Below are 25,764 nucleotides of genomic sequence, written 5' to 3'. Positions count from 1 at the left end.
AAAAGAAATAGACTGAAGTTTTCACCTCAGTCTATTTTTTTATCGAACTTTAGAAAGGAAGTTTCTTTCTTAGTCTTCTTTTTTCTTACGAGCTACAAGTCCGAATGTACCCAACATTCCAAGAAGTCCAAGACTAGCTAAATTACTCTTATCTTCTGTACCAGTATTTGGTAATTCCTTCTTGTCATTGGCTACGGCTGTTTCAACAGCTACTGGTTTTTCTGGAGTTGTAGGAGTCTCTGGAGAGCTTGGTTGCTCTTGATTGATTGGGTTTGTCACTTTCTTATAGTGATGTAGTGTATTTCCTTTAGCATCAGTTGTTGAATGACTAAATTTATATCCTTCCAACTCTATTGGATTGTGTTTTCCTTCTTTATCTGAAGTAATTCTGTTACCATTTTCATCAAGATATTCCGTTACAATCTGAACAGTTGAATCGCCATTTTGAGAAATGACTCCTCCACCACTTTGTGATTTAGGCGTTACTGTTACAGGAACTTCCACTGTAATAATACGACCGTCAGGTAGTTTAACTTTTACCTTAACAACTGGTTTTGTTCCTGGTGTTTCTGTTGTTGGAATTTCTCCGACCTCAACAATTTCCCATCCTTCTGGTAGTTCTACTTTCTTCTTAACATCTTCTTCGGTAATTGGCGTTCCCACTTCTACTACAATTGGCGTTACTTTTGATGTTACGATTACTGGTACATCTACTTCAACAATTTCTCCAGTAGGAACTTTAATCTTCACTTTAACACTTGGTTTCACTCCAGCTGGAATTGTTGTTGGGATTTCTCCTACTTCGACAATTTCCCATCCTGGTTCTTTTGGAAGATCAATATGTCCTTTCACATCGTCTGGTGTGATTGGAGTTCCTTGTGGTACAACAATTTGTCTTACGGTTGGCGTAACGATGACTGGTACATCGACAGTAATCTTACGACCATCTGGTAATTCAATCTCTACTGGAACGACTGGTTTTGTTCCTGGTGTAGTTGTTGTTGGAATTTCTCCTACTTTTGTTACCTTCCATCCATTTGGTAATTCAATATGTTTCTGAACATCTTCTGGCGTAACTGGTGTTCCTACTTGAACTACTACAGGTGTTACTTTCGGTGTTACGATTACTGGAATGTTCATCGTTACTCGAATTCCATTTGGTAATTCAATCTCTACTGGGATACTTGGTCTTTCACCTGGAATATCTGTTGTAGGTTTATCACCAATATTGATAACTTTTACTCCTTTTGGAATGTGTTTTTCAACATCCTCAGCAGTAATTGGATCTCCTTGTTTTTTAACAATATCTTCAATAGGTGTAACATTTACTGGAATTTCTACAGTCACAACTTTACCGTTTGGTAATGTAATCGTTACTTTTACAGGATCCTTCTTACCAGGTGTTGTTAAGTCTGGAATGTTTTCTACCTTAGTTGTTGCTCCTTCTGGTACTTTGATTTGTTTTAAAATATCCTCTGGAGTCAATTTAGCTGTTGTTACTGGTGTTTCAATTGGTGTAATTGGTGTTACATTCACTGGTACGTCTACTGTCACTACTTTGCCATTTGGTAATGTAATCGTTACTTTTACAGGATCCTTCTTACCAGGTGTTGTTAAGTCTGGAAGATCTCCTACCTTAGTTGTTGCTCCTTCTGGTACTTTGATTTGTTTCAAGATATCTTCTGGAGTCAATTTACCTTTCGTTACTGGTGTTTCGATTTCCTTAACTGGTGTTACTGTTACTGGTACGTCTACTGTCACTCCTTTACCATTTGGTAATGTAATCGTTACTTTCACTGGGTCTTTCTTACCTGGTGTTGTTAGGTCTGGAAGATCTCCTACCTTAGTTGTTGCTCCTTCTGGTACTTTGATTTGTTTCAAGATATCTTCTGGAGTCAATTTAGCTGTTGTAACTGGTGTTTCAATTTCCTTAACTGGTGTGACTGTTACAGGAATATCTACAGTATAAGATTTACCATTTGGTAATGTAATCGTTACTTTTACAGGAGTTTTTTCTCCAGGTGTTGTTAAATCTGGTAAGTCTCCTACTTTAGCTGTTGCTCCGTCTGGAATATTTAGACCTCTAGTATAGTCTTCTTCTTTTAATGGCGTATTTGTTACAGGTGTTTCAATTGGTGTTGGTTTTGTTTCAACTACTTTAATAGTAGCTGGAACTTCTACTAACACTTTCCCATCTTTATCTTTTACAACTACAGTAACTATTTTATCACCTGGTGTTGATCCATCATATGGAGTTGTTTGTCCTTCTGGAACTTTGTATTCGAACGTTGAACCTTCTGGATAATCACTTGGTGTGATACTATCTTCAGCTTTAGGTTTATCTTTATCTTCAGCATTTACTGGAGTTAATTGTTCTTTACCTTGAACGACTTTAATCTTCGCAGGTACTTCTACAATTGTATCTCCATCCGAATCTTTCACGACTACAGTAACATCTTTTTCACCCGGTGTTGTTCCATCATATGGAGTTGCTTGTCCTTCTGGAGTTTTGTATTCAAATGTTGAACCTTCTGGATAATCATCTGGAGTGATGCTATCTTTTGGTTTTGGTTTCTTATCATTTTCAGCATTCACAGGGACATATTGTGTCTTAGGTTCTACTACTACAATTGTCGCTGGAATTTCTGTAATTGGTTGTCCATTCAGCTTAGCTACCACCGTTACTGGTTTATCACCTGGTGTTGTTGTATCTACTGGAGTGTTATCTTTATATTCAAATATTGTTCCAGTTGGGAAATCATTTGGATTAATGTTTTCTTTTGGATCTGGCTGTTTCTTAGCTGGGTCTACTGGTACATATTTAGGATAACTTTCCACTACACGAACTGTAGATGGCACTTCAACTAATACCTTATCCCCTTGTTTCACAACAACGGTAACTTTCTTATCACCTGGTTTAGATGTATCTACTTCTTCTTTATACTCAAATGTTGCATCATCTGGGTAATCATTCGAATCAATGCTATCTTCAGGTGATGGTTGTTTCTTACCTTCATCTACTGGAACAATTTGTGGGTAACCTTGTACAACTTTCACTTTTGTTGGTACTTCTACAAGTGTATCATTTCCATCTTTTGCAATGACAACTACATCTTTTTCTCCTGGTGTTGTTGTATCTACTGGAGTCTTGTACTCAAATGTTGTTCCTTCTGGGTATTGTTCTGGATCAATGCTCTTAGCTGCATCCGGTTGTGGTTTGCTTGGATCTGCTACTACGTATTGTGTCTTAGGATCTACAACTACTACTTTCGCAGGAACTTCTGCAATTGGTTGACCATTTAACTTAGCTACAACAGTTACATCTTTTTCACCTGCAGTTGTTGTATCTACTGGTGTTTTATATTCAAATTTTGTGCCATCTGGATATTCTCCTGGTGTAACACTATCTTTCGCTTCAGGTTGTTTCTTAGCTGGATTTGCTACTACAAATTGTGGTGTACTATCTACTACACGTACAGTTGCTGGTACTTCAACGATTGTATTTCCTTGTGGATCAAGTACTTCAACAATCACATTCTTATCACCAGTTGTTGTTACATCAATTGGAGTTGTTTGTCCTTCTGGAGTTTTATATCTAAACGTTGATCCTTCTGGATAATCTGTTTTATCAATGCTCTTTTCTGGATCTGGTTGTTTGTTGTTTTCATCCACTGGGACGATTTGTGGTATACCTTCAACTACTGTAACTGGTACTTTAACAGTTGTTGTTTTCTCTTCATCATCTACAATGTATTTAACAGTCACATCCACTTCAGTATCATCTGTTAAGTCAGGAACTGTTACTGTAGCTGTTTTATCAATCTCAACTCTAGCACCTTGTGGTAGTTTACCTGTAAATGTTCCATCAGCAATCGCTTTTTCAGCTTGAGCAAGTACTTTTTCTTTTGCTTTATCTTTGTCACCATTTTTAGGAACAAGAATTTCATCTGCTTCTGGTTTTGGTAAAACTGTTACTGGAACTTTCACAGTTTCGGTTAACTTACCATTATCATATGTTACCGGGATTGTCGCTTCTTTATTTCCTGCTTTAGCAGTAATATCATCAGCAATAACAGGTTCACCTTTTGTTCCATCTATACCTGCTGTTACAGCACCTTTCACATCATCTTTTGTAACTGTATCGCCTTCAAATACTACTAATTTCTTAGCTGTTGAACCTACTACTGTTACTGGTACTGTTACTTCTCTAGTAGCAACTACTTTACCATCTTTTACATACTCTACAACTGCTATTGCTGATTTTTGTTCTCCAGTTGTTGTTGTTGCTGGTACTGTTCCTACTTTAACTTCTTTAACTCTTACAGTTACACCATCTGGTAATTTATCAGTTGGAACTGCTTTAGCTGCTTCGACCGCTTTTGCTTTAACTGCTTCATCTAAACCAGTACTATCTTTAAGAACTGTTACACCTGTTGGTTCTACTTTTGGTAAAACTACAACATCTACTTTAGTTTCTACAGGAATTGTTTCAGTTCCTTTTGTATAAGTTACTGTTGCTGGCACTTCTAGTGTTTGACCTGCTTTTTTAGCTGTTGTAGGAATATCTGTAATATCATTTTTAGTTGGAGTAAAGCCGTCTACAACTGTAGGATTTACTTTTTCTTTCAACTGATCATTTGTTACAGTATCATCTTCAACTGTATACAATTTATTCGTTTCTTGATCTTTCACCGTAATTGTATAAGTAGTTGAATTCACTGCAGTTTCGGCACCTTTATTTGTTCCAGTATCCGTTTCAGTATCTGCAGTAACGATATTTCCGTTACTATCTTTTACTTCAACTTTAACTGTGTAAGTACCTACTTCTGATAATTTAACAGTTGCTGCTTCTGCTGCACTGCTATATTCTGTTACTGTTCCTGAAGGAGATGTTAATGTTACTTTTGTAACTGTTGTTTCCTTTTTATTTGGAGCAGTTGTCGCATCATCTTCTGTATCTGTAATTGTTACTGCAGCTGATTTTTGTTTTACTAAATCTACTGTAGCACCTTTTACAGTAGTATATAAACTTGAGCTAATAGACGGAGCATCATTTAATATAGACGCTTTATCTGAAGAACTTACTGTTTCTACTGCATCAACTGTTCCTTTAAATCCTGATGTAGTTGAAATCGTCCACTTATCTCCAGTTTTTGTTGCTGTTACAGTAGAGTTATCATCAGCAGACCATTTATTTAATCCTTTATCATATTTAACAGTTACAACCATTCCTTTATTAGTATCAGTTGCTGAATCTGCTGAACTGTTCGCCGTATTTTCTTTTTTATACGTCGTTAATGTACGAGATACATTATTAACGGCTGTAACTTTTCCTTCTGCGTTTAATGTACGAGTATATTCGTAAACATTAAAGATTGTTTCTCCATCTTTATTCACATCAACATATAGGTCGCGTTTTAACCATGTTGTTGTACCGTCACTGTTAGGAGTTTTCTTCTCAGCAGTCTCACCAGATAATTCCCAACGACCACTAGTTTTATTGAATGTTGCTACTACATTTTCTCCTAGTTGCGTTTTTAATGTTACTTCGGCTCGTGTAAACGTTGCTGTAATATTTTCACTATTTGCAGTTACGTTAATCGTATCTGTTGCGGCATTTGCTGTTGCTGTTGGAAGAACTTTTAGATTGAAAGTTTCACCAACTGTACCAATTTCATCATTGACATTTACAGCAGTATTTGTTGTTTCTGATACAACCCATTTACCATCTTTAGCAACAATTTTTGTATTTGTTCCATCTGGTAATGTAATTGTCGCTTCTGAAGCCCCTTTAGAAATTGTAATCGGAACTTCTGTATCGTAAGCATGAACATTTTTTACAGATACTGAAGGTGCAATTTTAAAGGTTGCGTGTGCGTATGCCTCATTAGCGTTTGTCTCTTGATAATCTCTTGCATAAATTGAAACTCTGTAAATTCCAGCTTCAGTTGGGGTTCCTTTGAATCCATTCGGATTATTCTCAGTCATATCAGCTGATGCAATTGTGAAACCTACACCTGGAATTTTTGTCTCATTTCCTGTTAATTCTGTAGGAGTAGCAGCACCAGTACCTGTCGTTCCTGTAATCTTCGCTCCAGAAACACCCAGAATAGCACGTCCTACAGTTTCTGTGATTGTAGTTGTACGTCCAATTGGGGTTCCATTTTCATTCGTTAAAGTATAAGAAACTCTTCTATCATTTGGTACCCCAGCATGCGAAGCTCCAGCATCTCTATATTCTACTGGAACAGTTAGTGCTTCTCCAACTTTCCCTTCTTTAACAGTATCGTTAATTTCTAGTGTTGGTGGTGTTCCATCTTTCCATGCTGTTCCACCAAATCTATGATCATCTAGTGGAATCGTAACACTTTTACCAGTAATAGTATTTTTAAACGTTACTCGAGCTTTTACTTGTTGATAGTTAAATGGACTTCTATGTGTTACAACCCCTTGCACACTATCTGTTGCTTTGTCATAAAATAAACCATTCGGGAAATTGGACACATTGAAATCTGAAACAGTCCAACCAGCCTTTTTAGCAGCTTCTGTTACTTCAATACGTTTACTTACATCTTTAATGTATACTTTATCAATACCTTGTTCATATCCAAGTTTATAGATACTAGAAAGCAGATATTCATAAGGTCCATTTCCATAGTAAGTTGCTGGGATTTGACTTGAAATACTAGTTCCATTATATCTTAGCTTTCCACGCCATAGTGGAGCTTCTTCTATAATTTTTTGGACTTCTTCAGCAGGAAGTTTCAATCCATAGTCAATACGAGCCTTTACATCACTCTCTTTACCATCATAAGTATAGTTAGATGGTCCAGGACTAGGTCTTGTACCAGCTCTTTGATCAGAGAACACTCTAAACTCTAAGTCAGCAGCATCTGCTATTTTCTCTGGAGTATTAACACCTAAATCACCTTGACCTGGATGGCGACTCCCGAACGGCATTGTATAAGTATCCCAACCAGTAAAGTTTTCTCGTGATACTGTACTTGTGCTTCCGATAATATTTTTCGCAGTTGGTTGCGCTGGATTTGTTGGTGTGATTGTATCACTAGTTCCTGTAGTTGTAGCACCGTTACTAGATGAATCAGCTCTAAACTCACTTTCCCCTTTACCAGGGATAGCTTGTCCATTTCTAGAATCTTGGTTTTGGTTTACTTTTTCTTCTTCAGTTGCTTCTGAATTGATACTGTTTAAAATGATAAGGCTACTTGAAAGTTGTTTAGCAAGTGCATCAACGTTTGACTGTGTTTTTGTATCATCATTTAAAAGCTCTTTTGCTTTATGAACCAAATTTTTAGCATCATCAATGACTGATTTTGTTTTCTTACCTTCAGCTAATTGACTTAATCTACTTTCAGCTTTAGCAACTAAATCTTCTAATGATGCTGTATTAATAGCAACTTTTTCCGTCACTACATTTGGAGTTTCAGCTTCACTGGCTTGTTTGTCAGTAGCAGACTCTTTTAGAGAAGTATTATTTTGTCCATCGGGCTCTTTAGCAGTAGCAGATGCTTGTCCTGAAACTTCCTTAGAGGGTTCCGAGGGCTTATCAGTTAGATTTTGAGATTTTTGAACTTCTGTAGGTTCTGGATTAGTTAGTTGTTCAGCCGCTTGGACGCTTCCTCCACCAAGGAAAAACAGTCCAGTAGCTACAGCCACACTAGCCGCACCAAAACTAACCTTACGAATACTGTAACGTGTGAATTTCTCCACCTGCGATTGACAAACATGTCGTCCTTTGGTTTTAAACATTCCCTTACTCCTTTTTCTGATAATTATCAATTAATATATTTAATGAAGCTAAATAAAAAGTTCGCCTTAAAATATGTATGTTTATTTTAAAAGGCCACAATTTATTATACTATTTTTTTCCTATAAATCAAGCATTTTCAGCTATAGTCGCTAAAGTAATTTTACAAACTACTATTTTTAGTAAGCCCTTACAAAAATAAAATTTATATTACTTTAGAGTTTTTTATATTATTTGATTGTTAATATAATTTGATTTTGAAAAGAGATTTTCTGATATTTTTTATTACGTCTTCATTGAGTTTTAGCTATAGATAAGGGATTACAGAATTAAGCTAGATGCACAAGAACTGCCCAAAATAGCTAAAAAATTTAGACGGTGCTACAGCTTTATAAAATAAAATTTATAAAAAAACAAGGCCTAGTTTTAAAAACAAAACTAGGCTTCCTATCTATTTTATTTTCCTTCTTTCACTTCTTTTGTTGCCACATCTTCTCCAAACCATTTTTGGCTGATTTCCTGGAACTTTCCTTCTTGGTATAGTTCGATAAAGGCCTGGTTTAATGCTGTTAATAATCTTTTATCAGCTGGTCTAACTCCGACCGCAAAGGATTCACTTTCAAATCCTGCTGAAAAGACATTGTAATCATTTAATATACCCTCAGACTGGAGATAGTAATTAGCATACACTCGGTCAATCAACAAGGCATCAATCCGGTCATTCTTCAAATCGATCAAGGCTTCATTGAAACTCTGGTATTGATTGGCCTTCTGATCTTTGACACGATTTTTCAGTAAATCTGGCTGGGCTTCAAAGTCTAAATAACCAGAGGAACCGGCTTGGGCGCCCAATGTCTTATCCTTCATATCCTCTACTGAATGAATTTGCTGGCTTTTCTTAGCAACCAGAACCTGCTGATTTTCCATATATGGAATGCTAAAGGCAACCTTTTCTCGGCGTTCATCAGTGGCAGAATAGCCATTCCAGATGGCATCAATGGTCCCATTTTGCAGTTCCGTCTCCTTCATATCCCAGTCGATTGGTTGAAATTGAACCTTAAAACCTAATTTTTCAGAGACGGCTTGTGCTAAGTCAATATCAAAGCCTGTATATTGGCCATTCTTTTCTTCAAATCCCATAGGTACGAAGGTATTGTCAAAACCAATGGTTATACTGCCTTGCTCTTGATACTTATTCCAGTTATCTTGCTTGGGATCACTAGCCTTCTGAGTACAAGCTGTTAAAAAGAGAGTCAGGAGAGAAACAAATACTAAAGCAATTTTCTTATTAGTCATTGGCACCTCCTACTTGGGCTCAACCTTGAGAATCTGATCTGCGATATTTTCAGCAAACTGCAAATCGTGGGTAACCACAATCTGAGTCATGCCAAGTTCCCTATTTTGCAAGATCAGTTTTTCCACTTCCAAGCGCAATTCTGGATCCAGAGCAGAAGTTGGTTCATCGTAACCAATGATTTCTGGGTCAATCATCATAGCACGCGCTAAGGCTACCCGCTGCTTTTGACCACCAGATAGTGAGAAAGGATAGGCGTCTGCATGACCAGCCAGTCCTAATTGTTCCAAAAGCCCTCGCGCCTTCTGCTCAGCCTCTTCCTGCTTCATTCCCATGGTTTTTACGGGCGATAAGGTCAAATTATCTAGAACTGATAAATGAGGAAAAAGTTGAAAATCTTGGAATACAAATCCCAGTAAATTCCGCTTCTCTAGTTCATCCAGTTCTAAATTTTCTCCGTTATAAAAGATTTCCCCTGAATCAATAGTTTCAAGACCTGCAAGCATACGTAAGAGGGTTGTCTTACCTCCACCAGAAGGCCCAACGATAGCTAGGATTTGCTTTTCAGGAATTTTTAGACTGAAATTGGACAAAATTTGCTTTTCACCAAAGCCTTTATTGATACTTCGTAATTCTAACATAGCAGCCTCCTATCTATAGTAACTGTATTTCTTCTCAACTTTTTTGGCAAGAATGGTCACAATACCAATCAAAATCAAGTAAATGGCTCCTGCCAAGAACATNGGAACCAGGCTAGCATCACGGTTGGCAGCTGTGCGACTAGCTAAGATAAGGTCTGAAATGCCTAGAGCATAGACCAGAGAGGTATCCTTGACCAAACTCATGACTTCGTTAAATACGCTAGGAAGAACAATTTTGGTCACTTGGGGCAAAATAATATAACGTACTGTGGCAAAAGGACTGAATTTCAAGACCTTGGCAGCTTCATATTGACCTTTAGGAATGGTATCAATTCCCCCACGAAAGATTTCAGCAAAGTAAGCCGCATAATTGAGAACAAAGGCAATGATAGCCGCAGGAAGACGGTCCAAACGAATCCCAATACTTGGCAGCACATAATAGATAAAGATTAATTGCAAGAGCAAGGGTGTGCCTCGCATAATCCAAATATAAATATTAATTAAATGATGGAGGGGCTTCCAATGGACTTGCAAGGCAAAGGCAATCAAAACGCCCAAGGGAATAGAAAAAATCAAGACCAGTGCAAAAACCTGCAAAGTCATGCTTGCACCGCTCAATAAACTTGGTAATATCTCAAACAAATAAGACATACTGCACCTCCTAAAAATAATTGTTCCTATTATAGCATAAATAAACAAAATAACCAAGAATTTTTGTAAAAAAATTCTCTTTGAAAAAGAAAAACTATATCTATCAAAAATGATTAGATACAGTTTTTAAAAATATATTCTTACAATCTCTCAAATAGTTCTTGCATTTGCACATCATCTGGAACCAGTTTTAAGTAAGCTTGAGCATTGACTTTTGCTTCCTCAAAGTAGCCCAGTTCACGCAAGAGATAGATATAGTGTTCTAGAAATTCTGGATTGTCTTTCAAATCTCCTGCCAACTCTTGGTAATGCTCATAGGCAGTATCCAAATCGTCCATCTCTTGATAAGAACGAGCAATCATCCACTTGGTCAAAAAATTCTCTGGCTCATTACTTTGTAAGTCTAAAATATCCTCATAGCGTTCCTGCTCCAGATAAATAGTAGCTAGACGGAGTATGATTTCTTCCGTATCCTCAGCATCTTCTTTAGCGGTAAGGAGATAATTTTCTGCACCACTAGCATCATGCAGTTCATAAGAGAATTGTGAAGCAGCTAGCAAGAGGCGAGTTTCAAAGGGATTTTTCTCTAAGCCTTGCTTAGCGATACGCATGGCTTCTTGAACTTGATGTTCCTTATGTAAGGCCTGACTGTAACCATACTCATATCCTTCAAAGTCAGGTGAAATGGTATCAAGCTGCTTAAAATAGAGGACAGCTTTTTGGTATTCTTCTTGATCAAAGTAAAGACTGGCCAACTCAAAAGCTGTTATGTCATCGTATTCTAACTCCAAGGCTTTTTCTAAAAACTCTGTAGCCGTTTCAAATTTCCCTAACTGTGCATAGGAAAAGCCAATCCGTTGATAGGTAGAAATGCCTGTTTGCTCATAAATAGTACGATTATCTAACTGGGCATAGCCTTGAATAGCTTCTTGGTAATTTTCCAACTCACTATCCAACTCTGCTAAGCCCAATATCAAGAGAGGATCCTCTGAGTAGGTCAAAGCCTCCAGCAGTTTCTCACGCGCTACATCTGTCAAACCTTCCAGCTGGTAGAGGTCTGCTTTCAGAGCCAAAGCTGAAACATACCAGTCACTGTCAGCTTGGATTTCCTCAAGATAAGCAAAGGCTTCTTCGATTTGACCATCCTCGCTAGCAATAGCTGCCAGATTGAGATTAACCTCTGGAAAATCCTCTATGATTTTCAGGTAAATTTCCTTTGCCTGAGGATAAAAACCAATCCCTTCTAGATAAGTGGCTAACTCATACAGAAGGTCACTTGGATCATTTTCTAAAGCTTTGACGAAATAGTGCTCAGCCTTGGTTAAATCTTGCTCCTCCAAAGCCTGTAACATCTGTTGACTATTGTTCACTCTTGACTTCCTCTCCCTCTAGTTCATATAGGCCACTGACTACCTTATACCATTCAAAAATCGCCGAAATGACAACCTTAGCAGAGGCATAAACTGGAATACCGAGCAAGACTCCCCAGATACCAAACATAGAGCCCGAAGTTAACAAGACAAAGAGAACATTAATAGGATGGATGTTTAATTGACTTCCCAAAATCAATGGAGAGACAAAACGGCCTTCAATAGTTTGTTCTACTATAAAGACAATCACTACTTTCAAAAGCATGACTGGCCCAGCAATCAAGCCCAATACTAGGGCAGGAAGCATGGCTAAGAAGCTACCCAAATAAGGAACCAGATTTAAAATACCAGCAGTAACACCCAGCGTAACCGCATAGCGTAGACCGATAATCTTGAAAAAGATGATAAACATTACTGCTACAATAATAGCCACTGTTACTTGCCCTCGAACATAGTTGGACAACTGTTGATTCACATCTGATAAAACTTGTCCTACTGGTTCTTTCAATTTCGTTGGCATGAATTGGGTTAAATAGTTACGCAAGCCTTTCCCATCACGCAAAAGGTAAAAGAGCATGAAAGGAACGATAATCAAGGCAACAATCACTTGAGATGCCCCGCTAATAAATGCACTCACCCAATTGACTGCCTGAGATGAAACCTTACTTGCCCAAACTGTAGCCTGACTAGAGAAGTTTGTTAAAACTTGCTCTAATTGAGGTCTGAAATCATCTGGTAAACGCTTGGTGACCAAATCATTAACAACTCTGTCTGCATCTTCGAGGTAGACTGGAACATTCCTTGCAAAACTTAAAACTTGACGTTGCAGATTTGGAATGGCGACTGCCAAGCCCCAAATGATAAAGAGAGCGATGATGACAAAGACAATACTGATTGCTATGACGCGATTAATCTTATGCTTCTCCAACCAATCAACAATGGGATTCAGTAAATAGTATAGTAAACCAGATAGAATGACTGGCAACATCACGACTGACAAAAAGTCTAAAACAGGTGAAAATAGAAAACTAATCTTGCTTAAAATAAAAAGATTCAGTCCCAATAATAAGGTTACCAAAAATACCGTAATTGCCTTGTTATCCAAAAACCACTTGAAAAACCAAGATAGGCTAAAATGTTTCTCTTTTTGCTCCATAAATACTTCCTTTCTATTGTTCTCCCATTATACCATTTTTTAATCAAAATAACTCTTTTTTAAAGTGCTTACATAGAGACCATGACATAAAAAATCTCCTCAAAAGAGGAGATTCGATTAGTCTTGAATATGACGGTCTAAGTTCTTCTGATAATCAGCATTGGATTTGGCTTTTTCATCAGCAAATTTCTTGCGGAAGTCATCCATTTCTTTAGAAGTGACAATCTTATCTTGGAGTTTAAGATATTTATAACTGTTATCTCCTGTTTTGTCACCAATCCAACCATCAGCACCACTACCTAGTACTTTCTTCGTTATAAGCATTTGGGCACCGTCTGAGTGTACAGGAATAACCAGAGCACTATCTGTTAACCAAGCTTGAGCCTTAGCATATTTGGAATAACGTTTTTGCAGATCTGTTTTTTCACTGTTCGCATCATCAATCAATTCTTTGTATTTATCCAATCCAACTGTTTTAATGACTGGATTGTCTGTTCCTGGTGCTACACCAAGTGAACTTAAGAGACTTGGACCTGAAGTTGGATCAAATACATCTAGATAGGTTGATGGATCTGCATAATCCGGACTCCAACCACTATTAACATTAATATCCCAATCAACATTATTATTTGATGTCGCTAGAACAGTCATGCTTCCCAATTCATCATCAGAAACCTGTTGAATATCTACAACTACATTTTCAGAGCCTAAGGCTTCTTCAATTGATTGTTTATAAGACTGGGCTTGATGAATAAAATCTGTCTGAGTAGATGAAACTGGAAGATCTAAATGAATCGGAAATTGTACTCCATCAGCTTGAAGAGTTTTCTTAGCCGATTCAAACTTAGCCTTAGCCTTGTCTACATTATGAAGTGAATCTTGGGCATCATCAAGACTGACATCTTTCCAAATACTATCCAACTTACCTAATTCTGTCTTAGTTACTTGACCAAACGATTGGTCTCCAACTTGTACAAATGTTGGAGGGGTGAAACTTGTACGTAATTTACGAGGCGCTACTTCATCTCCAAAAACCTGAGAAACAGCGGCTTTACGATCTGCAGCAAATGCCAAGGCTTGACGAAAATCTTTGTTTAAAAGTGCTTTCTTAGTAGAGGATTTTTCTACATCACTTGTTTTAGCAGTATGATTGTATGACACACGATCAATATTAGTAGACATATAGAATACGCCACCTCTTTGTTGTCCATATACAATATTATCCTTGTACTTTTCTTTTAGACGTTCATAGTTGGCAGAACTTTTAAAGAGCGGAGCAGCTGGATAATGACCTTCATCAAAACCTCGTCCTAGGGAGTCTGCATCTTGACCATCAAAGAAAGACAACTTGATATCATCAATAAATACATTCTGCTTATCCCAGTAATTTTGGTTTTTGGTCATTTCGATAGAAGATTTCGAAGTTAGCCCCTTAAGAAGGTATGCCCCATTGTATAATATACTCGTTACATCAGTGGCCTTACCAAAATCATCTCCTTTAGATGCCAAAAAATCTCCACTTACAGGAGCAAGAATTCCCATCGTTGTCTTAGAGTTCCAGAAAGATTCTGGATGGTTCAAAGTGTAAACAACAGTATAATCATCTGTTGCTTTCACACCTACGGTTGAGAAATCTGTTGTTTTCCCATTTACATAGTCATCCAAGCCTTTGATAGAATCCTGTACCAAATAGAGAGCCTGGGATTTCTTATCAGCTGCACGCTTCAGACCAGTTACAAAATCCTGAGCCTTAACTTCACCATACTCTTCTCCCTCATTGGTATACCACTTGACACCCTGCCGGATTTTATAGGTATAGGTCAAGCCATCCTTAGAAACAGTCCAATCTTCTGCAACTGATGGAACTAAATTTCCATATTGATCATTTTCTAGTAATCCGTCAATAACATTACCTGTAATCTGTTTAGTGCTGACATTCCCAGAAACTGTATAATCCAAAGTAACAGGATCTGATGTAAATACATAAGCATAAGTCACTGGTTTAGTAGCATCTTTAGTACCATTACCAGTTGAACACGCTGCTAGCACTGCTGCTGATAACACTGCTACACCTGCTACTAAGAAAGCTCGTTTTTTCATAGTCAAACTCCCTTGATAATTTGATAGATTTATTATAGCACTTTTCAAAAGGAAATCAATGAAAACATTTCTAATATTATCATGAAAAGAATTAGGTAAAACTCTTGCTAAGGTTGATTTCTTCATACTACCATTTTTGTGATATAATAGTCATATCTTTATTATAGAGGTAAAGTTATGAAAGAAACTGTTTATTTTGGAACTTATACACGTCGTACTTCCCAAGGGATTTACAAGGCAGACTTTGATACAGAAACTGGTCAGCTTTCAAATCTAGAACTTTTTGCAGCTGAATCAAGTCCGACCTACCTTGCCTTTGACCAGCATCAACATTTATACACTGTTGGTAGTCAAGACGATAAGGGTGGAATTGCAGCCTATCAAACTAATGGTACCTTATTAAATCACGTCGTTGAAGAGGGAGCCCCCCACTGTTATGTTGCCGTTGATGAAGAGCGTGATTTGGTTTACGCGGCAAACTACCACAAGGGACAGGTCCTTGTTTATAAACGTCAGGAAGATGGTCGTCTTCTACTTAGTGATGTTGATCAACACAGTGGCCAAGGTCCACATGAAAATCAAGCTTCTCCACATGTTCACTATACAGATTTAACACCTGACCACTATCTAGTGACCTGCGACTTAGGTACTGACCAAGTAATTACTTATGATCTTGATTCAGAAGGAAAATTATCTAAGCTCTATACCTATCATAGCCAGCCAGGAGCAGGCTCACGCCATATTATTTTCCATAACCATTATAAAATCGCTTATCTCATTTGTGAACTCAATAGCACTATCGAGGTTCTAATCTACGATGGTGTTGGCGAATTTGAACGCATGCAAGTCATTTCAACTCTACCAGACGGTTATAAAGGCTTTAATGGTACCGCTGCTATTCGTCTCTCTAAAGATGGTAAATACCTCTACGCCTCTAATCGTGGTCATGATTCTATCGCAGTATATACAATTCTTGCGGATGGAAGCTTAGAGTTGTTAGAAATCGTTCCGACACATGGTCAGACTCCACGTGATTTTGACTTGACACCGGATCAAGAATTTGTCATTGCTGTCCATCAGGACTCTGACAATGCAACCGTCTTTAAACGCAATTCTGAAACTGGACGTCTAGCAGAACTTTCTAATGACTTCCATGTCCCAGAAGCAGTCTGCATCAGTTTTGCCCCATAAGAAAACATAAAAAATGAACTTGATAACTCAAGTTCATTTTTTTCTTATAGTCTATTTCCGACATTAATACGGTTAATGGCACGTTGCAAAGCAATCTTAGCACGACGTTCTTGGTCAATCAAGTGTTTGTCTTGTGCTTCTTCAATTTCACGCTCTGCTCGAAGTTTGGCACGTTCTGCACGACTAACGTCGATATCACGAGCACGTTCTGCAGAGTCAGCAACGATTGTGATAACACCATTAGCAACTTCGATAACGCCTCCGTTCACTGCAATCCAGTTCACGTGATTTTCATCATCTACACGTTTAACCTTAACCTCATCAACTGCTAAAACTGCAATCATATTTTCATGTCGTGGCAAGATTCCCATCTCACCATCCAGAGTTCGAACTGATACAAAGCTGGCATGGTGATCATAGACGAGACCATCTGGTGTCACGATCTGGACAGTTAACTGAGCCATAGATCACCTCTTAAAATCCCATTTTTTCAGCTTTTGCAATCACATCTTCGATAGAACCTACACCACGGAAGGCATCTTCTGGCAAGTGGTCATGTTTACCATCAAGGATTTCCTTAAAGCCACGAACAGTTTCAGCAACTGGAACATAAGAACCAGGCTGACCAGTAAATTGTTCCGCAACGTTGAAGTTTTGTGACAAGAAGAACTGGATACGACGGGCACGAGCAACCAAGGTCTTTTCTTCATCAGAAAGCTCATCCATACCAAGGATAGCAATGATATCTTGCAATTCATGGTAACGTTGAAGAACGCGTTTTACTTCAGCAGCAACTGCATAGTGCTCTTCTCCAACGATTTCAGGTGCCAAGGCACGTGAGCTTGAAGCAAGTGGGTCAACAGCTGGGTAGATACCCAATTGTACCAACTTACGTTCCAAGTTAGTTGTTGAGTCCAAATGAGCGAAGGCTGTTGCTGGCGCTGGGTCAGTATAGTCATCCGCTGGCACATAGATAGCCTGGATAGAGGTTACAGAACCCTTCTTGGTTGATGTGATACGCTCTTGCAATTGACCCATTTCCGTAGCAAGTGTTGGTTGGTAACCAACGGCTGATGGCATACGACCCAAAAGGGCAGATACTTCAGAACCAGCCTGAGTGAAACGGAAGATATTATCGATAAAGAGAAGCACGTCTTGTCCTTCTACATCACGGAAGTATTCGGCGATTGTCAAACCAGTTAGGGCAACACGCATACGTGCTCCTGGCGGCTCATTCATCTGACCAAATACCATGGCTGTTTTCTCGATAACACCTGATTCTTTCATTTCCCAGTAAAGGTCATTACCCTCACGAGTACGTTCCCCAACACCGGTAAATACTGAAATACCACCGTGTTCTTGGGCAATGTTGTGAATCAATTCTTGGATTAAGACGGTTTTACCAACTCCGGCACCACCGAAAAGTCCAACCTTTCCACCTTTAAGGTAAGGGGCAAGAAGGTCGATAACCTTAATCCCTGTTTCAAGGATTTCAGAAGAGGTAGACAATTCATCAAAAGTTGGAGCTTTTTTATGAATTGGCTGACGCTCTGCATCTTCTGTAAAAGGAGCTTCCAAGTCAATGGTATCTCCCAAAACATTGAAGACACGTCCCAAAGTTTCTTTACCTACTGGTACAGAGATTGGACGACCTGTGTCCAATACTTCCATTCCACGAGTCAAACCATCTGTTGATTCCATGGCGATAGTACGGACCATACCATCTCCCAACTCCAAGGCTACTTCAAGGACGATTTTTGTTTTTCTTTCGTCATTTTTGTAGACGACAAGTGCATTGTTAATCTCAGGAAGTTTTTCCCCTGCTGCAAACAAGACGTCTACAACGGGACCGATAACCTGAGCAATTTTACCTGAACTCATCTCCTTCTCCTATTCTATATAAGATACTGTCGGTCCCTAGCTTAACTAGGTCCTAAGTTCATTTTCATACGAGCTGGACTAGTGCCTATTCTAAGGCACTAGCTCCTGCTACGATTTCTGTAATTTCTTGTGTAATCGCCGCCTGTCTGGCACGGTTATACTGAATTGTCAAATCATTAATGACTTTCTTAGCATTATCTGTCGCTGTTTGCATGGCTGTCATACCAGCAGCATTTTCAGCTGTCTTAGCATCGATAATAGCACCATAAATCATACTTTCTGCAAATTGAGGCAACAACTGCTCCAAAATTTCTTCTCGACTAGTTTCCAACTCAAAGGTCAAACTGTAACTGTCATCCGCTTCATTTGGATCCAAGTCAACAATCGGAAGCATTTGCTCCACACGCATTTGACTGGTTAGCGTATTGACATGGTGGTTATAGCAGACATAGAGTTCATCAAAAAGTTCATTTTGGTACATTTCAACAGTTTTTGAAATAATCTTACGGACTTCATCAAAGCTAGGTTGGTCTGCCAAGCCACGTAATTCATAGAGTGGTTGAATACCACGAGCCTTAAAGAAATCAGCTCCCATTCCACCAATACAGATCATTTCAAAACCTTTACCATCTGGATGGTATTCTTCTTTCAGCTCCATAACGGCTTTCAAAATAGAAGAATTATAACCTCCAACCAAACCTCGGTCTGAAGTAATGACGATATAGCCTGTCTTCTTAACTGGACGGCTAATCAACATCGGATTGGTTGAACTACCAGCTCCATTACCATGAAGAATATCCGTCAAAAGTTTACGAACTTTCTGAGCATAAACTTGGAAGTTGCGAGCAGCTTCTTCAGAACGACCTAGCTTAGCAGCTGATACCATCTGCATGGCATTAGTGATTTGACTCGTATTTTTTGTTGAGGCGATTTTTGTTTTAATATCATTTAGAGATACTGCCATCTGACACCTCTATTCTTATTGGAAGCTGGTTTGATTGAGAAACTCTGTAATCGCAGCATCCAAGACTGCTTCTTCTGGCAAGTCTTTTGTATCACGAATGGTTTCCAAAATCTCTGGATGTTGAGCATCAAAGAAGGTATGGAACTCTTCCTCGAAACGAACAATATCATCTACTGGAACAGTATCCAAGAAACCATGTGTCAAAGCATAGAGAATGGTTACTTGTTTCTCAACAGGCAATGGTTTGTGAACAGGTTGTTTCAAAACTTCCACTGTACGACGTCCACGGTTCAATTTAGCCTGTGTTGCTGCGTCCAAATCAGAACCAAACTTAGTGAAGGCTTCCAACTCACGGTATGAAGCAAGGTCGATACGAAGTGTACCAGCAACCTTCTTCATGGCTTTGATTTGTGCAGAACCACCTACACGAGATACAGATGAACCCGCGTCAATGGCTGGACGAATACCCGCATTGAAGAGACCATCACCAAGGAAGATTTGTCCATCAGTGATTGAAATCACGTTGGTTGCGATATAGGCAGAGATATCTCCTGCTTGTGTCTCGATAAACGGTAAGGCTGTAATAGATCCACCACCAAGTTCATCAGAAACTTTAGCTGAGCGCTCAAGCAAACGGCTGTGAAGGTAGAAAACATCCCCTGGGAATGCTTCACGACCTGGAGGACGACGAAGCAAGAGAGACAGTTCACGATAAGCTACAGCTTGTTTTGAAAGATCATCATAAACGATCAAAACATGCTTACCTTGGTACATAAATTCTTCTGCCATGGCAACCCCAGCATAAGGAGCTAGGAAAAGCAATGGAGATGGTTGTGAAGCAGAGGCTGTCACAACGATTGTGTAGTCCAAGGCACCGTACTGACGTAGTGTTTCTACTTGCGTACGAACTGTTGATTCTTTTTGTCCAATCGCTACGTAGATACAGATCATATCTTGACCTTTTTGGTTCAAGATTGTATCAATCGCAATGGTTGTTTTCCCTGTCTGACGGTCACCGATAATCAACTCACGTTGACCACGACCAATCGGTACAAGGGCGTCAATAGCTTTCAAACCAGTTTGCAATGGTTCTGATACAGACTTACGTTGCATAACACCAGGAGCTGGCGCTTCTACTGGACGAGTTTTATCAGTGTGGATTTCTCCAAGACCGTCAACTGGACGACCAAGAGGATCCACAACACGACCAATCAGACTTTCACCTACTGGGACTTCCATGATTTTACCTGTACGGCGGATTGTATCACCTTCACGGATATCTGTAAAGTCACCTAGGATGATAATACCGACGTCTGTTGACTCCAAGTTCTGAGCCATCCCATAAGAGCCGTTTTCAAAAATCAATAACTCTCCACTCATGGCATTTTCAAGGCCGTGAGCACGCGCGATACCGTCCCCGATATAGGTTACAACACCTGTTTCAGTCACATCAAAATTGGGTTTGAAATTTTCAATTTGTTGCTTAATTAAAGCGCTGATTTCTTGTGCGTTAATTGCCAAAAGAACACCACTTTCTATTTCAAATTTTCTTTAACAACTTTAAGTTGTTGTTTAATACTCACATCAATTGTCTTGTGATTGGCAAAAATGACAAAACCACCAATAAGACTTTCATCGATTTGTTCTTTTACACTCCTTACTTTAAGAGACATTTTTTTCTCAATCAAAGGGAGCAAGCGACTCTTCTGTTCATCAGTTAAAGGATGAGCTGACCTAATCGTCACTTCAAATCGATTTGTTTCTTTTTCAAGTCGGTTCAAGCAATCTACAAGAATATCATAAAAAAGATTTGCTCTGTGATTGTAGATAAGAACCTGGATAAAGTTTTGCAATAAAGGTGACACTGAATCTTGGAAGAAAGCAATTGTTTTTTCCTTATCAGACTCGTCTACTGCCACTTTTTTTAAAAAAGAAGGTAAACCTGTTTCTTCAGCAACTTGCTTGATTTGAGCTAAGTCTGAAAAGATACGGTCTTCTTCTCCTTTTTCAAGTACCAATTGGACAAAAGGCATGCTGTATTTTTCAATTACCTTTACTGTTTTCTTGTCCATTAAGCTTCTCCTAACTGATCGATATACTGATCAATGAGTTCTTTATGGGCATGACCGTCAAGGTTTTGTGAGATGATTTTACCAGCCAAGCTGATTGTCAAATCTGCTACCTCACCCTTAACGCTTTGTAAAGCTTCAGCTTTATTTTGAGCAATTTCTTGGTTCGCTTTTTCTTTCAAGCGTCCTGCTTCTAGCTTAGCATCTGCTAAAATACTAGCTTTGCTTTTCTCAGCTGTTTCTTTCGCATTCTCAATGATTGTCTTAGCTTCTTTACGGCTACCAGCCAATTCATCTTCGCGTTTCTGAGCCAATACTTCTGCTTTTTGACGTGCTTGTTCAGCTCCGTCAATATCTGCTGCAATTTTTTCTGCTCTTTGTTCGAAAATGCTAGCCAAATTTGACCAAGCGTATTTCTTAACCAAGACTAGCAAGAGAATAAAGGAACCAGCGATTAGTATAAAGTCACCAAGTAATTCACCTACTGTTACATTCATAAACTACTCCTTTCTATTCTTCTTCATTAATTTTATTTCCTAGGTACATTGAAGATAACAATGTAAATACATATGCTTGTACACAAGAAATAAAAACAGAAAATGCAGTCCAGATTAGATTTGTTCCAAAAGCAATAGGATACCAATAGAAGGCCTGATGAGAAAGTAGGACTAACATACTTGCCATCACTTCCCCTGCAAAGATATTACCAAAGACCCGCAATGCAAGTGAAAGGAGATTGGTAACTTCTTCCAAGAGATTCATTGGTGTCATAAAACCTGGTGTTACAAATGCTTTTAAATACTTTTTGATTCCACGACGACGAATTCCTTCTACGTGTGTCATTAAGATAATTGTAAAAGACAAGACCAAGTCAAATGACAAATTTGCTGTTGGTGAGGTCCAAAGATTTACACCATCTGTAGTCTGAATTCTAGCCATTAAGCCAATATTATTTGCAATGGCCATAAATAGGAATAAACAGAAATAAAAGAGAGAATAATCCTTTATCATTGGACCAAGGTTTGATTTTGTAAATCCAACAACAAAATCAAATAAATACTCTAATACATTTTGTTTTCCTGTGGGTCTCAAAGTCATATTTCGAGTTGCCCAATAAATAAAGCCAAAAATAAGTGCTACAGTCAACAAAGTCAAAACTACTATGGTTAAATTAAAGGTAACAGGACCAATATTGATGGTTGGATTAATACTTTCTTCCATCTAAAATCCTCCCTTTTTCAATTTATACTTCTTTTATTTGATGATAAATGAAAAGACAAGAGTAACGAAGAAAGTACCTTCAATAAAGGCAACCCCTAGGATCATCAAACTACGTAGTTCTGAGATGATATCTGGTTGGCGAGCAACTGATTTCAACAAACCGTTCATCAACATACCTTCACCAAGAGATACACCCATACAGGCAAGACATAGACCGAAAAATGTTAAATTCATGACGAATTCTCCTTTTAATTAAAATTTACTTACTTAGTTTAGTCCTAAAAATTGGATTTGTCAACTTTTTACTTACGTTGAAAGCGTTTAATGAAAATTATTTACAATTTTACTATTTTTTAGCTTATTATATAGAAAACTTTGGAAAAAACTTGTAATAAATCCGTCCATTATCTAGATCTTTCTGAAAAATAATGAAAAAATCCGAGATGAAATCTCGGATGGAAATTAATATATTTTCTTTAATCTAATGCTCTTTTAGTAAGTAGGATTAAAGGGAAAGCAACTAGAAAGCTTTCGTCTCCTACATGTTTATTAAGCACGAACTGTGACGCTGGTTCCATCTTCCTTATAAAGATTGATAAGACCTTCTTTGAGAGCTCGAACCATGTCTCCAGCTTGAACAGGTTGTGGGACTTTGATTGTCAAGAGTTCCATTGGATTTGGAGCGCGGTCAATTTTATTACCTTTGGCATCATGCAAATCTTCGATATACGTTTCAAAATGACGGAAACCTGGGCCATAAAACTCAACTTGGTCTCCTTCGTTAATGACATTCCGTTGACGAATAGTTGCTGTTTGTGTCGCATCATCATAAGAAACCACTTCAGCGACAAACTTGTATTCAGGGATTTTACGGCGAGCACCAAACAACTGCTCATTTTCAGATGGTGTACCATAGTAGAATCCTGTAGCTAATTCACGTTGGGCAACCTTCCACATCTCATCAATCAAGTCTTGCTTGATAGCTTCAAACTTCTCTGGACTCTCTAGATAAGCATCAACAGCCGCCTTATAACAGTTAGTTACTGTTGAAACATAGTGAATAGACTTCATGCGTCCTTCGATTTTTAGACTGTCCACACCATTTTCAATCATATCTGGGATATGGTCAATCATAGACATATCAACGGCTGACATTGAAAATTCTTCTGGAATCTCACCTTTCAAGCTCTTACGTTCTTTCCCAAATGGCATATCGTAAAGGTCATACTTCCAACGGCAAGACTGAGAACATCCACCACGGTTGGCATCACGCATACTCATGTGATTTGAAAGCGTACAGCGACCTGAGTAGGAAATACACATAGCTCCATGAACAAAGGCTTCAATCTCAACGTCTGTACGTTTGCGAATTTCTGCCAATTCTTCCATTGAAACCTCACGCGCCAAAACGACACGAGTCAAGCCCAGTTCTTTCCAGAACTCAAGAGTTTCATAGTTGGTGGCACTTGCTTGGGTAGAAAGGTGGATTTCAAGACCTGGTGCTTCAGTCGCTGCAATCATAATCAAAGCTGGGTCAGATACAATAACTGCTGCAATCCCAATATCACGCAGTTTACGGAACCACTCACCAGCACCAGCTTCATTTCCTTCGTGCATAACCATATTGGCAGCTACATAGACTTTAGCACCGTACTTAGCCGCAAACTGTACGCCTTCTTCCATCTGTTCGAAAGTAAAGTTTCCGGCACGGCTACGAAGACCATAGGCCTGACCACCGATAAAGACAGCATCTGCTCCATATTGAACAGCTACTTTTAGCTTCTCTAAAGTTCCTGCAGGTGATAAAACCTCAGGACGTTTTAATGTTTTTGTCATGTTTTCTCCTATTTGCAATATAAAAGTTTGACGTTTTTCCTTCTCATTTTATAGTAAATAAGCCATAAAATCAAGCCTAGACAGATTGTTTTGACAATTCTAATCTTTTAATACTCTATGAAAATCTCTTCAAACCAGGTCATCTTCACCTTGGTTTATATATGTGACTCTTATCTACAACCTCAAAGCAGTGCTTTGAGCAACCTGCAGTTAGCTTCCTAGTTTGCTCTTTGTTTTCATTGAATATAAGCTTTTCATAATGACTGAAAAACAGTCAAAAATTCACCCATTTTTAACAAGTAGTCAAAAATCTAGATAAAGTAAAAACCAGTATCCAAAGATACTGGCTCATTAAACTACATAAATTAGTCCTTAGATGACTACTCCCACTCTATTGTTCGTTCAATAAATAAGGATTGATATAAGCTAGAATATCGATTATTTGTTTATTAAGTTGACATGAAATTTTTAGAATTGATTTGTATTGTTTGCAAATTGTTTGCACGAAATAAAATAAGGTGTGGAAAAAAAACGACATTTTTTGTATAATGTTATTAAGAAATTTAGGTGGTGTCAGTATGAGATTAGCAGTAAGACTAGCTATTGAAACAAGAAATAGTATTGAAGCGCTAAAAGAAGAGATTAAATCAACTGGAGAATTTGATAATCTTCGTCTAACAAATGGTTTCGTGATTAACCAAGCATATTTAGACTGCAAAAAAATTACCGACGAAAATAAATGGGATACCGTTTTAAAATCTGGCTCTCAAGTTGAAGAAAGAAATGCACCAAAGACGAGAACTGATTTACAAGTAAATCAGACAACTATGGATGGTATTGCTGAACTAAAAAAAATATTACCACGCTACACCGAGACTAGTTATGTAACAACCTCATTTGTCCTAAAGATGATAGTTAGAGGTTCTCTTTTAGTACGGCATGGAAAAATTTAGGCTTTATGCCTATTTTTTTAAACTGAAATTTTGTGGTTGACAACGCACGACACTTTTTGCATAATAGTGTCGTGAAGTAATTACAACACATACTAAAGTACAAAAAGGAGTATCAAACATGATAAAACCTATTTTAAATGCAGAAAAAACGGTAAAAGGAACAAAAGTCCTGATAAGTCAAAAACCTTATTTTATCTATATAGAAGAAAATGGTAAACGAAAGAAAACTGAAACAGTTGCTGGGTACACATACGAGTGCGTAGCTATAGAAAAGAAATTTGAGCGTTTTAATGTAAAAATTGAACACTCTAAACCTCTTTTCCAAGATTCAAAAGCAATTCCTCAGAACTGTATAGTTGAATTTCTAGGACTGACAGGCAGTGCGTACGTTTCTGGGGATAGCTACAAATATGTGGCGTGTTCATTTAAAGCAGAAGGTATTGAGGTGGTAGATGATGAATAATAGAAATTACAAAATGATAACAATCTTTACTAAGCCCCCTATTCTTTTAAGGAAAAGAATTTTTCAAATTATGTTGTTTGGACTGATTTTCTTTTTATTTGGGCAGTTTCTTATGAAATCGGATTATTTAATTATGAGCTTATTTCTTTCGATACTACTTCTTCTATACATAAGATATACTTTTTACAAATACAAAGGTAGTTTAG

Annotated in this window: 19 protein-coding genes; 3 read left to right on the top strand and 16 right to left on the bottom strand. The window is 38.1% G+C overall.

All coding sequences use genetic code 11. The annotated features are described in order from the left end of the window. Positions 1–69: 69 nt before the first annotated feature. The 7 genes from D8837_RS07020 to D8837_RS06990 form a co-directional block, all read right to left on the bottom strand. Positions 70–7,770 carry a Rib/alpha-like domain-containing protein gene (locus tag D8837_RS07020; RefSeq protein ID WP_125456599.1) on the bottom strand — a complete coding sequence of 2,567 codons (7,701 nt, stop codon included), beginning with the start codon at positions 7,768–7,770 and terminating at the stop codon, positions 70–72. 454 nt (positions 7,771–8,224) lie between these two features. Further along, on the bottom strand, positions 8,225–9,064 hold the full coding sequence (locus tag D8837_RS07015; protein ID WP_125456598.1) for an amino acid ABC transporter substrate-binding protein: 840 nt from the start codon (positions 9,062–9,064) through the stop codon (positions 8,225–8,227). Positions 9,065–9,073: 9 nt separating this feature from the next. Then, positions 9,074–9,703: an amino acid ABC transporter ATP-binding protein gene (locus D8837_RS07010; RefSeq protein WP_125456597.1), complete on the bottom strand. Its 630-nt coding sequence runs from the start codon at positions 9,701–9,703 to the stop codon at positions 9,074–9,076. 9 nt (positions 9,704–9,712) lie between these two features. Next, a complete protein-coding gene (locus D8837_RS07005) occupies positions 9,713–10,354 on the bottom strand; it encodes an amino acid ABC transporter permease (protein ID WP_033687139.1) in 642 nt (213 codons plus the stop codon). A 140-nt stretch (positions 10,355–10,494) separates the two neighbouring features. Continuing rightward, positions 10,495–11,724 (bottom strand): tetratricopeptide repeat protein, encoded by a 1,230-nt coding sequence (locus D8837_RS07000; RefSeq protein WP_185755686.1) that lies wholly within the window; start codon positions 11,722–11,724, stop codon positions 10,495–10,497. Next, a complete protein-coding gene (locus D8837_RS06995; protein ID WP_125456596.1) occupies positions 11,714–12,880 on the bottom strand; it encodes an AI-2E family transporter in 1,167 nt (388 codons plus the stop codon). Before D8837_RS06995 ends, D8837_RS07000 begins: the two co-directional genes overlap by 11 nt. A gap of 117 nt (positions 12,881–12,997) precedes the next feature. Then, positions 12,998–14,980: a peptide ABC transporter substrate-binding protein gene (locus D8837_RS06990; protein ID WP_125456595.1), complete on the bottom strand. Its 1,983-nt coding sequence runs from the start codon at positions 14,978–14,980 to the stop codon at positions 12,998–13,000. A gap of 177 nt (positions 14,981–15,157) precedes the next feature. On the opposite strand from D8837_RS06990, the gene D8837_RS06985 reads away from it, so the two are divergent. Continuing rightward, positions 15,158–16,171, top strand: a complete 1,014-nt coding sequence (locus D8837_RS06985; protein WP_125456594.1) for a lactonase family protein — start codon at positions 15,158–15,160, stop codon at positions 16,169–16,171. Between the two features lie 44 nt (positions 16,172–16,215). Here D8837_RS06985 and D8837_RS06980 read toward each other — a convergent pair whose 3' ends face one another. The 9 genes from D8837_RS06980 to D8837_RS06940 form a co-directional block, all read right to left on the bottom strand. Then, positions 16,216–16,635, bottom strand: a complete 420-nt coding sequence (locus D8837_RS06980; RefSeq protein WP_000068037.1) for a F0F1 ATP synthase subunit epsilon — start codon at positions 16,633–16,635, stop codon at positions 16,216–16,218. Positions 16,636–16,645: 10 nt separating this feature from the next. Next, on the bottom strand, positions 16,646–18,052 hold the full coding sequence (atpD, locus tag D8837_RS06975; protein WP_000094357.1) for a F0F1 ATP synthase subunit beta: 1,407 nt from the start codon (positions 18,050–18,052) through the stop codon (positions 16,646–16,648). An 85-nt stretch (positions 18,053–18,137) separates the two neighbouring features. After that, on the bottom strand, positions 18,138–19,016 hold the full coding sequence (locus D8837_RS06970) for a F0F1 ATP synthase subunit gamma (protein ID WP_000301224.1): 879 nt from the start codon (positions 19,014–19,016) through the stop codon (positions 18,138–18,140). 15 nt (positions 19,017–19,031) lie between these two features. Continuing rightward, entirely contained in the window at positions 19,032–20,537 is a 1,506-nt protein-coding gene (gene atpA / locus D8837_RS06965) for a F0F1 ATP synthase subunit alpha (RefSeq protein ID WP_125456593.1), read from the bottom strand. Positions 20,538–20,551: 14 nt separating this feature from the next. Next, entirely contained in the window at positions 20,552–21,088 is a 537-nt protein-coding gene (locus D8837_RS06960) for a F0F1 ATP synthase subunit delta (RefSeq protein ID WP_049544026.1), read from the bottom strand. Further along, complete coding sequence (atpF, locus tag D8837_RS06955) at positions 21,088–21,582, bottom strand: F0F1 ATP synthase subunit B (protein ID WP_020902744.1); 495 nt, start codon at positions 21,580–21,582, stop codon at positions 21,088–21,090. Before atpF ends, D8837_RS06960 begins: the two co-directional genes overlap by 1 nt. Before the next feature lie 13 nt (positions 21,583–21,595). Further along, complete coding sequence (gene atpB / locus D8837_RS06950) at positions 21,596–22,306, bottom strand: F0F1 ATP synthase subunit A (RefSeq protein ID WP_049511088.1); 711 nt, start codon at positions 22,304–22,306, stop codon at positions 21,596–21,598. A 33-nt stretch (positions 22,307–22,339) separates the two neighbouring features. Beyond that, positions 22,340–22,540, bottom strand: coding sequence for a F0F1 ATP synthase subunit C (locus D8837_RS06945; protein ID WP_001054560.1), 201 nt, complete (start codon positions 22,538–22,540; stop codon positions 22,340–22,342). 315 nt (positions 22,541–22,855) lie between these two features. Then, the gene (locus tag D8837_RS06940; RefSeq protein ID WP_000169065.1) at positions 22,856–24,142 is read right to left on the bottom strand and encodes a peptidase U32 family protein; all 1,287 of its coding nucleotides are present in this window, start codon (positions 24,140–24,142) and stop codon (positions 22,856–22,858) included. A 578-nt stretch (positions 24,143–24,720) separates the two neighbouring features. Here D8837_RS06940 and D8837_RS06935 point away from each other — a divergent pair. After that, positions 24,721–25,095 (top strand): hypothetical protein, encoded by a 375-nt coding sequence (locus D8837_RS06935; RefSeq protein ID WP_125456592.1) that lies wholly within the window; start codon positions 24,721–24,723, stop codon positions 25,093–25,095. 118 nt (positions 25,096–25,213) lie between these two features. Continuing rightward, positions 25,214–25,558, top strand: coding sequence for a hypothetical protein (locus D8837_RS06930; RefSeq protein ID WP_125456591.1), 345 nt, complete (start codon positions 25,214–25,216; stop codon positions 25,556–25,558). Positions 25,559–25,764: the final 206 nt, after the last annotated feature.

It is taken from the genome of Streptococcus mitis (assembly GCF_003942965.1).
Classification (GTDB): Bacteria; Bacillota; Bacilli; order Lactobacillales; family Streptococcaceae; genus Streptococcus; species Streptococcus mitis_BH.
The sequence above is the reverse complement of the archived record's forward strand: the minus strand, read 5'-3'. Positions and strand labels throughout refer to the sequence as shown.